Annotated in this window: 12 protein-coding genes; 5 read left to right on the top strand and 7 right to left on the bottom strand. The window is 70.0% G+C overall.

The window, feature by feature from the left end:
* Positions 1-42: 42 nt before the first annotated feature.
* The 5 genes from AB0H21_RS22090 to AB0H21_RS22070 all read right to left on the bottom strand — a co-directional run bounded on the left by AB0H21_RS22090 (position 43) and on the right by AB0H21_RS22070 (position 8,845).
* Complete coding sequence (locus tag AB0H21_RS22090) at positions 43-3,072, bottom strand: TcpE family conjugal transfer membrane protein (RefSeq protein WP_358519377.1); 3,030 nt, start codon at positions 3,070-3,072, stop codon at positions 43-45.
* 38 nt (positions 3,073-3,110) lie between these two features.
* Positions 3,111-3,380 (bottom strand): hypothetical protein, encoded by a 270-nt coding sequence (locus AB0H21_RS22085; RefSeq protein WP_358519823.1) that lies wholly within the window; start codon positions 3,378-3,380, stop codon positions 3,111-3,113.
* Positions 3,381-3,510: 130 nt separating this feature from the next.
* Entirely contained in the window at positions 3,511-4,437 is a 927-nt protein-coding gene (locus AB0H21_RS22080) for a conjugal transfer protein (RefSeq protein WP_358519374.1), read from the bottom strand.
* A gap of 746 nt (positions 4,438-5,183) precedes the next feature.
* Positions 5,184-7,400: a transglycosylase domain-containing protein gene (locus AB0H21_RS22075; RefSeq protein WP_358519371.1), complete on the bottom strand. Its 2,217-nt coding sequence runs from the start codon at positions 7,398-7,400 to the stop codon at positions 5,184-5,186.
* A gap of 239 nt (positions 7,401-7,639) precedes the next feature.
* Positions 7,640-8,845, bottom strand: coding sequence for a helix-turn-helix transcriptional regulator (locus AB0H21_RS22070; RefSeq protein WP_358519368.1), 1,206 nt, complete (start codon positions 8,843-8,845; stop codon positions 7,640-7,642).
* Between the two features lie 188 nt (positions 8,846-9,033).
* Here AB0H21_RS22070 and AB0H21_RS22065 point away from each other — a divergent pair, with 188 nt between their 5' ends.
* The 5 genes from AB0H21_RS22065 (at position 9,034) to AB0H21_RS22045 (ending at position 11,845) form a co-directional block, all read left to right on the top strand.
* Positions 9,034-9,489: a hypothetical protein gene (locus AB0H21_RS22065; protein WP_358519366.1), complete on the top strand. Its 456-nt coding sequence runs from the start codon at positions 9,034-9,036 to the stop codon at positions 9,487-9,489.
* The gene (locus AB0H21_RS22060) at positions 9,486-9,788 is read left to right on the top strand and encodes a hypothetical protein (RefSeq protein ID WP_358519363.1); all 303 of its coding nucleotides are present in this window, start codon (positions 9,486-9,488) and stop codon (positions 9,786-9,788) included. The genes AB0H21_RS22065 and AB0H21_RS22060 overlap by 4 nt, the downstream gene beginning before the upstream one ends.
* Entirely contained in the window at positions 9,776-10,201 is a 426-nt protein-coding gene (locus AB0H21_RS22055) for a hypothetical protein (RefSeq protein ID WP_358519362.1), read from the top strand. The genes AB0H21_RS22060 and AB0H21_RS22055 overlap by 13 nt, the downstream gene beginning before the upstream one ends.
* On the top strand, positions 10,198-10,491 hold the full coding sequence (locus AB0H21_RS22050) for a hypothetical protein (protein WP_358519359.1): 294 nt from the start codon (positions 10,198-10,200) through the stop codon (positions 10,489-10,491). Before AB0H21_RS22055 ends, AB0H21_RS22050 begins: the two co-directional genes overlap by 4 nt.
* Before the next feature lie 667 nt (positions 10,492-11,158).
* Entirely contained in the window at positions 11,159-11,845 is a 687-nt protein-coding gene (locus tag AB0H21_RS22045) for an HD domain-containing protein (protein ID WP_358519358.1), read from the top strand.
* Here the strand turns inward: AB0H21_RS22045 and AB0H21_RS22040 are convergent.
* Positions 11,833-12,300: an NUDIX domain-containing protein gene (locus AB0H21_RS22040; protein ID WP_358519355.1), complete on the bottom strand. Its 468-nt coding sequence runs from the start codon at positions 12,298-12,300 to the stop codon at positions 11,833-11,835. The genes AB0H21_RS22045 and AB0H21_RS22040 overlap by 13 nt on opposite strands.
* Entirely contained in the window at positions 12,287-13,060 is a 774-nt protein-coding gene (locus AB0H21_RS22035; protein ID WP_358519352.1) for a helix-turn-helix transcriptional regulator, read from the bottom strand. The genes AB0H21_RS22040 and AB0H21_RS22035 overlap by 14 nt, the downstream gene beginning before the upstream one ends.
* Positions 13,061-13,116 lie beyond the last annotated feature (56 nt).

The following is a 13,116-nucleotide window of genomic DNA, read 5'->3' as shown; positions in this document are numbered from 1 at the left end:
CCCCGGTTCGCCGCACGGCTCGCCGCAGGGTTCGCTGCAAGGTCACTGCGCCACTTCCTCCTCGCTCGGGCGGCTCGCCGCCGCCAGCCCGCTTGCCACGACACCCGCCAGGGCCACGTACGCCCTGCGCCCACCGGCCCGCAACTGGGACGGCTGCGCCGGCCCGGGACGCCCGGGGGCCAGCTCGTCCTCCCACGGGATACGGACGATCGCGCGGCACCGGCCGCGGGCGACCGCCTCCGCCTGCTCCACGCCCGCCATGCTCCGGCGGCTGACCCCGTTGATCACCATGACGGACCGCCGCCTCAGGTCGGCGGAGGTCTGCCCGTCCAGCCAGTCGAAGGTCATCGCCACCGCGTCCGGGGCGTCCTCGCTGGCCGGGGCGACCAGGATGAGCTGGTCGGCGTACGCGAGCATGCGCGCCGCCACCGCCGCCGCCGGGTCCACCAGGATCAGGCGGTAGTGCCGGTCGAGCACGCGCATCGCCTGCGCCAGCCGCTCATCGGAGAACAGCCTGCGGTCGGCCAGCCTGCGCGCCGCGCCCGCGTCCGCGTCGGAGCCGACGACCTCCAGGCCGGACTCGCAGCGGGTCGTGTACGCGCGCATGCTCAGGTATCCGCTCACGCCGTCCAGGCCCGCCATCAGCGAGGTCAGCGACTCGGGCGAGTCGGCGTGGATGCGGCCGGTCAGGGTGTTGTCGCCGGTGTTGGCGTCCACCGCCAGGACGCGGTCCTCGCGGTAGCGGGCCAAGGTGTGGCCCAGCATCAGCGTGGTCGTGGTCTGGCCCGCGCCGCCGGTGCACCCGAGCACGACGACGCGGCGGCTGCCGTTCAGCACGGTGCGCGCCCGCGCCTCGTCGGCCTCGATGCCGTCGTTACGGCTCGGCGCGCCACCGCCGACCACCACCTGCGCCAGCCTCCGCCAGCCACCGGATTGCTCACGTCCCACGACGGACTCGACGCGCCGCACCCGCGGCTCGTCCCCCGGCCGGGGCACCGGAACGGGCAGCGACGGCACCGCCGGATCGCCCGTCCCGGGAACCGCCCGAATCGACAACGGCGGCGCCACCTGCTCGCGCCCGGCAGCACCCCGCACAGGCGCCCTCGTCCCGGGTGCGGCCTCGGGACGGGCGGGCCGGGAGGCGGCGAGCCCCCGGCCTCCCTCGCGCGGAGTCGCCGCGCGCGGCGGCTGCCCCTTGCGGTGCTGCTCCCGCCCCTCACTCGCGAGGCCACCGGCACGAGCCCGTGACGCCTCGGCGGGAACGGCTCCCGGCGTCTCGGGACCGCCGAGCGTCTCCGCGGCTCGCTGCTCGCCGGTGCTCTCGGCGCGGACATCCGCGTCCGTGGACTTCGTCCGAGCCTGGACATCGGCCAGGTCGTTCGCCCCGGCTTGGGCATCCGACGGGAGGTTCGATCCGACTCGGACATTCGACGGGACGTTCGGGCCGACCTCGACGTCCGACTCGTCATTCGACCGCCGGCCGGAGACCGGCTCACCAGTGCCGGTGGACGCCGGGCGGTCGTGGCCGAGGGTGGGCCACTCGTGGGACGCCATGCGCTCCGACGCACCCGCACCCGCACCGGCGCCCGCCGAACTGCGGCCAGGGGCGGCGTCCCTGTTCTCGGCGGACGCCGCGAGCCTGCGCAGACGGCGAAGCGCCTCGGTGCCGATCGGCGCGGGGGCCGACGAGGCGGCGTCCGTACCGGAGCCCGCCTCGGCCCCGGCCTCGGCGGACAGACCAGACGAAGCAGGAGAAGTGCTGGAACCACTCGTCGGCAGCGGAGGGAGGGTCATCGGCGCGGGGGGAAGCCCCGGGCGCGCCGGAGGAGGAACGACCGTCCGCGACGCGGCGGCGGGAGCCGAGGGCGCCCCGGGCCGCGCCTCCGCTCCCCGCTCGGGAACATCGGCAACCGGCTTGGGACCATCGGCATCGGACCTGGACAGCCCGGTGACCGGCTTCACGACCTCGGGGGCTGTACTCGACAGACCGGTGACGGGCCTGAGGACCTCGGGCACCGACCTCGAAAGACCCGTGGCCGACTCGGCGACCTCGGGGGCCGACCTGGAAAGACCCCTGGCAGGCCCGGCGACCTCGGGGGCCGACGTGGAAAGACCCCTGGCGGGCTTGGCGACCTCGGGGGCCGACGTCGACAGACCCGTGGACGGCTTGGACGGCTTGGACGGCTCCGCGGCGGGCGTCTCGGCCTCCGCGGCGGGCCGGGGCGCGACCGTCCTCGGCAGGTCGACGAGGCGGTCGGGCTTCGGCGGCAGGCCGTGACGTTCCTGGGCCGGCCCCTCCCGGCCAGGGCTCGGCGGCAGGGCGGGGATCGCGGCGTCGGACTGGACGGCCGTACCGCCCCTGGCACGCCCGGACGCCCGGCCCCGCACGCTCGGCATGAGCGCGGGCGCCTCGGCCCCGGGCAGCGTGGTCACCGCGGCGGCCGCGGCGGCCACCGCCGGGCGCACCTCACCGGGAACCGGCCGCGCGTCGCCGGGCACGGACCGGACCTCGCCCGGCACGAGGGCGTCGCCCCGCTTGACGGACGGAACCTGCCGCGCCGAACCGAACGCCTCCAGCGGCCGGCGACGAGGAGCCGTGTGCTTGGGCTTCGCCCGGTTGCCACGCCGCGACTTGGACCCGGACCTGGCCCCCGCCGTGGACGCGGACTTCACGCTCGCGGCGGCGACGGCCCGCGCGGCCCCCGGCGCCGTCCGCCACACCTTGGCGGTGAACGTGATCTCGTCGGGCTCCTCGGCCGGCGCCAGGCGGCACCAGGTCTTGGGCTCGCCGAGGTAGCGCAACTGCGACTGGAGCAGTTCGTTGAGCCGCTTGCTCTCGATGACCGGCCGCGTGGACAGCCAGGTCACGATTCCCGGAGGCACGAGGTAGACGACGTGCCACGGCGCCTCGAACGGAACCCCGACGACCGCCAGGAGGACCGACCACGGGACCAGCACTCCCAGGAAAACACCGATCCAGACGATCGGAAGCGGCATCGGCAGCCGGAGGTCGTACAGCTTGTAGAGCCGCTTCTCAATTCGCCAGATATTGGTATAGGTAGGCAGGTCCACCCGATCCTCCTCTCCCAGTCACAGCCACACGATCTCGCTCACTTGATGCCGAGCGCCCCCGCGATGGCCCTGGCCGTCACCTCGATGACGTTGGGCACGTAGAAGATCACTCCGATCGCGACCGCCAGAATGATGAACTGGACGAATCTGGTGATCTCCCGCGTGAAGAGGAAGAAAATCGCCACGACGGACACCACGACGAGGAACAGCGGGGCGAAGAACTTTCGCAGGAAGTCCGCGAGGCCCGCGGTGTTGACCCCACCTGTCGGCGGTGGCGTTGCCGGCGCCGTCGGCGCGAGAGCCTCCAGCGCGTTCTCGACGATGACTTTAAGAATCAACTTCCGTCCTCCTGCTTGTGGTCGCGCCGGGCGGTCCGCGAGGCGGTCCCGCGTCGTCGCGTTACCTTTTCCGCTCCCTCGCTCGTCATGGCTCCCGGCCTCATCCTGTGGACCGGGTCGCGCCGCGGATGTCCTTGATGTACCAGTTGTCGCCTTGCTTCTCGACGGTGAGCCGGTAGGCCTGCTCCAGGCCAGCGGGCTGCCCGCCGGCGCCGGCCGTCGCGGCCGGCGAGGCGGTGGCGGTCGTCGGCATGCCCCACACGACGACCGCGGTGATCTCGCGGCTGGTGCCCCCGGGCGGAACCGTGACGCTCTTCAGCTCGGACAAGGTGAGCTTGTTGCCGAAGCCTTCCAGCGTCACACCCTGGACGACATATCGCTGCAATTGGGTGGCGTCGCCTTGCGCGTACGCCTTGAAGAAGCCATCGAGTTGCGGGCGCAGCTCCGCTTCGGCGGTTTCGTCGTGTTCAGGCCCGGCGACCTGGGGAAGCCCGGCGGGACCGCCGGCCGGCAGCAGGGCGGGCTCACCGGAGACCACGAAACTGCCGCCAGAGGTGTAAACAGGGACGGATAGCTTCCAGCGCTGCGGGCCCGATTGGGCGAAAACGGTCACGACCGCATTTTGCGCATCCTGCACCTCTATGTCCGCTAGCTGAAAAGTTCCGGCGGACATTCTGCCAACACCATTCCATCCCAATTGGCGGTCGGCCGCACCTTCGGGAAGAAACGGCTTCAATCGCTCAGCGCGGTCGTCCGGCTTCGCACCGTCGAAGTTGAGATAGGCGTTCGCGAACTGGCTGACGAACGCCGTCGCCTCCTTCTCAGGGAAGCCGGAGCCCGTCGGGGTGGCCGCCGTGCTCGCCGGCGTGTCCGACTGGGTCATCCGCTCGATGACCGCGCGCACACCGTTGACCACGATCACGACGATCAGGACCCACAGGATGATCCTGCCCGTCCAGACAAGCCACCGCCCGCCCCCACCGGACCAGCCGCCGCGGCGAACCGCGCTCCTGCCACGTGCCGGCACGCGCTCAGGATCCGGGTCGTAGGGCGAGGGAGGGTACGTCGAATGCTCGCTTTCGCCAGCGGTCCGCGGACCGTGCTGGACGTTTGACCTGCGAGCCATCACGCCTCCGCTCGCGCCGATCCCCCCGGCTGGCGCGCTCTCGTCTTACTATCGATCCCGTTATCCATGGTGAAGTATTCACACTTTAGCCGCCTCACCAATTGTTCCAGGAAAGCCACGCCCATGCTGCAGGCATCGCCGTAGCAGACCAAGTCGGTCTTCCTCCGGTTTCGGGAACGCGACCGCCCAGTTCACACGGCACACAGCGCCTGCGTCCGCACGCGAGCCACCATCGACCTCCGCGACAAAGTTCGCACTAGGGACAAAGCTCGCACCGGACATCAAAACACCATGAGCGCGGCATGCGATTACGGCATAACTCCTGTTCAACCGCCTAATCGCAGCGCGCGGGCCGATCCACACCAAGCTCTCCGTGCTGCCGGTGCTGCCAGTACCGTACGTGAGCAGGAGATCACTTCGCGCGGGAACGGAGGCGCCGGGACCGGTCGCGAGACGGCGACACGTCCGCACGCACCGACCTCCCTTCCCGGGGCCGCCCGCGCGCGCACGACGCCGGACGGCCACACCCACGGCCGCCGACCCTCGCGGAGACGCACAACCGACCCAAACAAAGGAGAGTACGCGTCCCCGCGACCCCACCTGGATTACCTGACGGCCACGCCTTACTACCCGCGCAAACCGGCAGGTCAGGGAGTGCCCGCGAAGGGGTCGCCGCCACCCGTGCCGTCGCGACCGTTGGGGATGGTGAAGACGTTGGGGTCGCCGTCCCCGGCGTTGGGGTCGGGGGTGGACGGCGCGGGACGGCAGCTCTGGCCGCAACCGCCGAAGCGGTCCGCGTTGATCGCCGTGAACGGCGTCGGGTCGACGTTCTTCAGCGCGGCCAGCATCGTGTCCTTCCAGATCGGACCCGGGATGCTCGCGCCGAACACCGACCCGTAGTACCGGCCGCCGATCGTGACGCCGATCAGCTTGTGCTGCTGGGAGCCGCGCGGGTCGCCGATGCTGACCGCGCCCGCGAGATCCGGGGTGAACCCGGCGAACCACGCGCTGGCGTACGCGTCGGTGGTGCCGGTCTTGCCCGCCGCGTCGCGGCCGATGCCGCCCACCGACCGCATCGTGCCCTTGGTGAACACGCCGGACAGCACGTCGGCCGCCGCGTCGGCGACCTCCGGGTCGAGCGCCTGCTTGCACTTCGGCCTGTACGTGGTGACCTTCCCGTCCCTGTCGGTGATCTGGCTGATCGCCATGGGCGCGCAGTACTGGCCGCGGGCGCCGATCGCCGCGTACGCGGTGGCCACGGTGACCGGGTCCATCTCGTTGATGCCGAGCGTGAACGTCTCGTACTGCTGGAGCTTGCCGCCGTCGGAACGGTGGACGCCCAGCGACTGGGCGGTCTTGACCACGTCGCAGAGCCCGACGCGCTGCTCCAACTCCATGAAGAACGTGTTCACCGACTGCCAGGTGCCGGTCTGCAGGGTCTTCCAGCCGGGCGATCCCTCGTCGTTGGTGACGGTGTGGCTCGGGTCGCCGATGTTCTGGCCCTTGCAGTCCTTGAACGCCGAGTACCCCGAGGCGCGGAAGCCGGCCCCGGCGCTGATGCCGTCGTCGATCTTGTAGCCCTCGCTCAGGGCGGTGAGCAGCGTGAACGTCTTGAAGGTCGAACCCGCCTGGAAGCCGACGCCGCCGCCGTGCGCCGCGTCCGCCACCAGGTTGTAGGACATCTCGTTGCGGGCCCTGCTCCGGCCGTACTCGCGGCTGGCCGCCATGGCCTTGATCGCGCCGGTGCCCGGCTGGACGAGTGCCTCGGCCGCGACGGGGTTGTCGGAGGGGCTCACCCACTTCCTGATCGCCTTGTCCGCGGCGGCCTGCATGGACGGGTCGATCGTCGTCTTGATCGTCAGCCCGCCGCGGTTGAGGAACTGCCCGCGCGCCTTCGTGGTCGCGCCGAAGTCGGGGTTGTTCAGGATCTCGTTGCGGACGTAGATGCAGAAGTACGGATATTTGCTGGTCTCGCAGCCTCCGGGAAGCTTCGTACCCTTGTAGCCGAGCTTGGCGCCCTTCGCCTGCGCCGCCTCCGCCGCGGTGATCTTGCCCAACTCGGCCATCCGGCCCAGGACGACGTTGCGCCGGTTCAGCAACCGCTCACGCTGCTTCCTGCCCAGGTTGGGGTCGGTTGCGTACGGACTCTGAACGGCGCCCGCCAGCGTCGCCGCCTGCGGCAGGGTGAGGTCGTTCGCGCTGACACCGAAGAACCGCTTCGCCGCCGCCTCCACCCCGTATGCGCCCGCGCCGAAGTAGGCGATGTTGAGGTACTTCGCCAGGATCTCGTCCTTGGCGTACTTCTGCTCGACCCCCATCGCGTACCGCAGCTCCTTGAGCTTGCGCGCGTAGCTCGCCTCGACCGCCTGGTTCTTCTCCTCCTGGGTGGAGGCGGAGTTCAGCAGCACCTGCTTGACGTACTGCTGCGTGATGCTCGACCCGCCCTGGCTCACCCCGCCGGACCGCAGGTTCGTGGCCAGCGCGCGCAGCGTGCCCTCCAGGTCGATCGCGCCGTGCTCGTAGAAGCGGTAGTCCTCGATCGAGACGATCGCCGTCCGCATGATCGGGGCGATCGCGTCCAGCCCGACGACCTGGCGGTACTGCTCGTAGAACCGCGCGATCTCTTTGCCCTTGGCGTCCTGGACGATCGAGACCTCGGCCGGCGGCGGCTCTGGCAGGCCCTCCGGTTTCAGGTCGATCTCGTTGGCCGCCGACACCAGGCCGAAGCCCGCGCCTCCGACCGTCGGCAGGGCGATCCCCGCCACCAGCACTCCCGCCGCCGCCCCAATGGCGACAAGCCGTCCGATCTTCGCCCCGGCCCCCGACCGATCCCGCAGCACAGCCTCTTCCTTGCCTTCGTCCATCAGAGATGATGAGGAAACACGACCATAGCTATAGATGTCTAATATCCTCATCAAGTTCGCACTGATATCGCCCCGCGCATCACCGCAGCTCAGCCCGCCAAAGGTTCTCACCTCCAGCCCAGGGACCTCACCTCCGAGCCTCGGCGGCATCTCCCGGCGACGACCTGCCGCCCCTCGAACTCCCCGCTGACCTCAAGCCAGGAGAGCAGAGACCGGAAGCTGGAACTACGCGTCCTCGGTCACCGCTGGCCTGAACGAGTAGGCGCATACAGTTCCCGGTATGCCTCGCGTAGCTCGCCGGAAGCAGACATACGCCGTGCTTCGATGGCGGCGATCACTTCACGGGCGCGCCAGTAGTTCGAGGGGACGAGCAGGCCACTGGTCACGGCCGTGAGCGTGAGCTGCCCTGCCTCGTCGAACTGCTCGGAGGCGAGGAGGGCCAGGGCCAAGTCCAGCCGCGCGCTCACCGCTCTGCGCGGACGTGGCGGGCCATCCGTGGTCGATTCCAGGCGCCTGATCACCTGCCGCGCGTACGGCTCGGCCGCCCGATCGCCGAGCCATGACAGGGTCGTCGCGATGTAGGCGTCGCTTTTCGCGGGGTCGTACTGGTAGTGGTGCTCGGGGCGCTCGGGCATCGGCAGCGGGGAGACCAACGCGGCGACGCGGTCGAGCGCGTCACGGGTCTCCGGTCCCGCGCCCAGACGCGCCCACACCCTGGCCTCCTGGGCGGTCGCCTGGATGTACGCCGAGCCTCCTCGCGGCGCGACCGTCTGCGCGCCCTGGGTCAAGCTCAGGGCCCGCCGGTAGTCGCCATTCGTGACGGCCTGCCACGCCTCGGTCTCCAGGCACCAAGCCGCGATCTCGGCGTGCTCGGCTTCCCGCGCCATCTGGGCGGCCGTTCGAAGACGGGCTGTGGCGGCCGGGAACTGGCGCAGATCGACGTGGCATGTCGAGGCGAGCAGGGAGAGCCAGCCACCGACGACGAGCAGCCGCCGATGCTCGGAAAGAGTTTTACGAGCATCGATCAGGCGCGCGATGTAGGACAAGTGGCGGCGAACGCGTTCGAGGAGCTCCCCCGGTGGCGTACTCGGATAAGCCGTCGCCAGATCGTCAATGGCCAGTTCCAGCCTGGTCAGCGTCTCATTCCCGACATCGCTGGCGGCGACGCGCTCCGCGAACTCCAAAGCATCGATCTCATCATCGAAGGCGAAGCCCCCATCCCGCGTACCGGACGTAGCACCGGCCTGCACGAGCGCGACCAACTCGCCGCCCGCCTCCAACGCGCCATCGATCCTCTGGACCGCCTGAAGTGACGGGCATTTACGGTCATTTGCGACCTTTGACAAATAACCGACGTCGTAGTGGATCGTCTTGGCGAGCCCGCGCAGCGACATCCCGCGCTCACCCATAAGGACTCGCATCCGCTCACCGAAGGTCATCGTCATGGCCTGTCCTGGGGGATCGACGGGTGTTGACCATGTTGACTCGCCACGGAGAGCAACAGGTCAACTCTGCCACGGTAACCGGCCGCCTGTTTGCATGGCAGCACGTCATGCGAATCGCTTGGCGGCCCCGGCCCGGTGCGGTAACACCGGGAACCCGGGGCCTTGATCAGGAATCGAGGTCCTGACCCATGCTTAAGACTAGGATCCGCTGGGGGGCCGATGCCCCGCCATTGCCGCTTGGTTGTCGCTGGTGCGGGCACCCGCCGCACGCGCACGATGCCTCCAGCCTGCCCCACCGCCGTCACCACCAGTGGGAGCAGCCGACGCCCGCCCAGATGCGCGCCCGTCTGGACGCGCGGCGGCGTCTCGGGCTGGGCGGCTCGCTGCCGGCGGCGGCCCCCGTACGTCCGCTGAGGCTCCACCCGCCCGCGGTTCCCCACCTGCCCAGGCACGCGCGGCCCCTGACGTCGGCCGTCCCGTTCGACCATGTCCGTTCCCCCGGCCCTGACCGCGACCGGTCCGCCGACTCGTACCAGCACGGGAAACACCGGCTTCAGCCGTACCGGCGCGACGAGAACCAAGTCCGGCCGTACGGGCGCGGCGAGGACCGAGTCCAACCTCACGAGTTCGGGGCTGCCGCGTGAACCGCGAACCGGGGCGGCACCGGATCGGCGCGACGCCCGTACAGGTGGAGTCCCGGCGCTGGGATCCAGCCAAACGGGCCGCAGCCGCCCAACTCGACCAACTGGAGCCGGGCTGGTTCGTGTCCTACGGCGTGGGATGCCGTCGATTCGTCGCCATCGCCCTCTGGCACGCACACGCCCCGCTGCGCATCGAGGCCACCACCGTAGACGAACTGCGCGAACTGATGCGCGAGGCCGAACTGGGTGCTCCTGCGGGGACGGTGAGCGGGTCGGGGGAACCGTGGGCGTGGGTGGCATGACCGGCCCGGACGCGCACGCCCCCGAACCTGTCCAGCCGGCGCGGGCCGCCGAGGAGATCAAGGACGATCCGTACGGGTTCGGGCCGACGGCGCGAATCTCTGTGGGCGGTTACTTTCCGCCCACGACCGGGCGGCGCACGCCGGATGGTCTCGAAGCCCCAGCGACCACAGGCGGCGCCCCGCGTCGGGACGGCCGGTTGTACGCCGTGGCACTGGTGATCGGGTCCATGACCGAACACGCCGTGCGATGGTCCGCCGCCGTCCCCCGTGCCGAGGCCACTGCGGCATGCGGCATCAAGGTTCGGGTCGCGGACATCTCCGGGTCGCGGGTCATATGGATGCCGGGCGTGCTGATGTGCCAGGACTGCGCTGCGGTCGTCACCGGCCGGGCACAGCGGGAGGGCACCGGATGACGCCCCTCACGCCGACCGGCGGCACCGTAGGGCACGGGCCGCACGTACCCGAACCACAGCCCGACAGCGTCCCCATCGACTGGCAGCGCGCCACGCAGGCCGAGGACCGGCGCCGGGTAGTCCGCTGGACCTGCCAGTGCAAGCCGGTCGTGTACTACCTGATCACGGCAGGAGGGCACGGCCACATCGAACGCACCGCCCCCGGCCAGACGACCGTCCAAAGCCCCCGGCTGCGATACGCCCCCCTCGCCGACCTGTGGGAACTACTGCTTCTCGGACGTGCCCGATGATGGCCCGCCGCCGTGACACCGCCTGGCACGCCGAATTCCTGCGCCTGGTGAAAGGCAGCCTGACGTTCAAGGCCGCGGTGGAGAGGCTGGGCGTGAGCCCGGCCACTCTCAACAAACACTTCCACGCCGACCGGAGTTTCTACAGGCAGGCCGAAACCCGACGCGCTCGCCGACTGCACGGCCCCGCCCCGGACACCAGTTGGCATCCCCGGCTGCCCTCACTGCTCGCGGCTGGCCTGTCCATCCCTCAAGCGGCCAGGCGGTTGGACAAGAGCCCCATCACCGTTCGCAATCACCTGGACCGCTTCCCCGACCTTCGCGCCGCCGTCGACTCCGCACTACGGCCCGCGCGCCCTCACCGAACCACGCCCCGAGAACCACCACGAGACACGTCGTGGGAAAGGACCCGGGGCGCTACGAGATAGCCGTCAGGCTGAGTAGCGGCTTCTCCAAGGAGAGGGTGAGTTCAAGCGGGGAGTTCGAGGGCAGAGCCTTGGAGGACAGCCCACCGAAAGGCGTCCGGCTCAATCGTGCAGGTCGGCCACCTCGATCACGGCCAGCGCGCCGGAGGCTTCATGTACAGCTTCGTTCCAACCGACCGTGGTCGAGGGTGAGGATCGGAGCGCGACGGCGCAGCGCGGCCCCGGCGGTCTGCGCCTCCCACAACGTGTCGACAGATGAACTCGCGAGCTGTACGCGAGGCGGTCTCCACGGCGTCATCGAACGCGACCACCCCGGCGAACCGCGCCCGGTCGTCGTGTTTCTGGCACCGTTGGGCAGGTACGGAGGCATGAAGGACGACCTTGAGCGGTGGGCCACGGAACTCGCCGCAGCTGAGCTTGCTGGAGTCCGTCCTCGGCGGTGGGCGCATTCCCAGGGGGTGGCAGCGCGTGCGAGTCAACTCGCTCCCCTGCCGCTTGACCAGCAAGGTCTCCTTCGCGCGGCTGCCATCCTGCACGACATCGGGTACGCGCCGAGGCTGGCGGTGACAGGGTTCCATCCCCTTGACGGTGCCCGGTTCCTTCGTGATGCCCATGGTGCTGATGAGAGGCTGGTGCGGCTGGTGGCGAATCACTCGTTCGCGTTGTTGGAGGCTGAGGAACGTGGGCTGCGGGAGGTGCTGGAGGGGGAGTTTCCGCTACTGGAGGACCAGCTTCTGGTGGACGCGTTGGTGTGGTGTGACATGACGACGACGCCCGACGGGGAGCCGACTACGGCCGAGGCGCGGGTGGTGGAGATTGTCAGCCGGTACGGCGCGGGCAGCGTGGTGGGGCGGTTCATTCGTCGGGCGTCGCCGGAGATCTTCGCGGCGGTGGTGCGGGTGGAGGCCGCGCTGGTGGCTCAGCCGAGGTAGGGGTAGGTGCCGGCGAGGTAGTCGCCGATCTGCTGGCGCATGCTGGGGTGGATGTCGTACTGGTCGAGGTCGGCGGGTTGGACGAAGCGGACCCCGTCGGCCTCGTCGTTGATCGTGGGCTCGCCGCCGATGGACTGGCCGATGTAGGTGTTCTCGTACTGCTGGCGGATCTCGCCGTCGGTGTACGCGACGATGTGGTTCGGGTTGGTATAGACGCCGAGGAAGCCGGTGATCTCGGCGCGAATACCGGTCTCCTCCAGGCACTCGCGCACGGCGCATTCGGCGGCGGTCTCACCGATGTCCTGGGCGCCACCGGGCAGGGCCCACTGGCCGGTATCGCGGCGGCGCTGGAGCAGGATGGCGCCGTGGTCGTCGACGACGAGCAGGTTGCTTGCGGGGATGAGGGTGTTGGCCTTGGGGGCGTTGGGGTCGTTGTAGTACTCAGTCCTGCCCATGCGTGGCGGTCCCCTCCTGGTCGGGCGTCCAGGGCCGTGCGGTGGCCCAGACGGCTTCGAAGCTCTGAGCGTAGTTGTCGAACCAGCCGGTGGCATCCACGCGCTTGAGGTGGAGCAGGGGGTTGGCGCTGGCCGGCTGGCCGAAGATGTGCGGGTTGACCAGCAGGTTTTCGTCGTAGCGGAAGAGGGAGTTGTACAGCGTGGTGTCGTGCAGCCTCACCGTGCAGCCTTCCTCGGTCAGCAGGGGGCGGTAGTAGGTGAGGGAGGCGCGGATCTTGGCGGCGAGGGTGTCGCCGATGCCCTCCTCGCGGCCCCGGACGGCAATGGCCTGCCCACTCGGGTCGCCGAAGCACAGGCGTACCTGGGCTCCCTCGGCGGCGCGTTCCGCGAGCATCTTGGCGACGTGTGGGTTGGACTGGGCAAAGAAGGTGCCGGAGAAGACGAGGACGTCGATCTGCTGCTGGGCTTCCGCCAGCAGGGTGAGCCACGTATCTCGGGGAACGCTGGCCCGGTTCTGGTAGGTGCCGACGAGTTCGGTGCCTAACCCGCCGGTCCGCCGGCCTGCGCGTGGCTGGGGGGCGGGCCAGAGGAAGGTCTCCTCGACACGCAGGTGCTGGGCGGCACGGAAGCGGTGCCTCGGGTGGGGCACCCGCCCGCCGAGCCAGCGACCGACGGTCTTGGGGTCCACCTCGCAGGCTTCGGCGAGCGACTCGGGTGAGACGCCTCGCTGGGCGAGTACGGAGTGAAGTCGCTCGTTCACGGAGGCTATACAAGCCGAGGCAAGCGGAGGAGCGCAAGGACGTTGTGGGACGTTTG

Origin of the sequence: Sphaerisporangium sp. NPDC051011 (assembly GCF_040653595.1) — a bacterium.
In the GTDB taxonomy this organism is placed as follows: domain Bacteria; phylum Actinomycetota; class Actinomycetes; order Streptosporangiales; family Streptosporangiaceae; genus Sphaerisporangium.
Note: the sequence above shows the minus strand (reverse complement) of the source record. Positions and strands in the feature narration are given on the sequence as shown.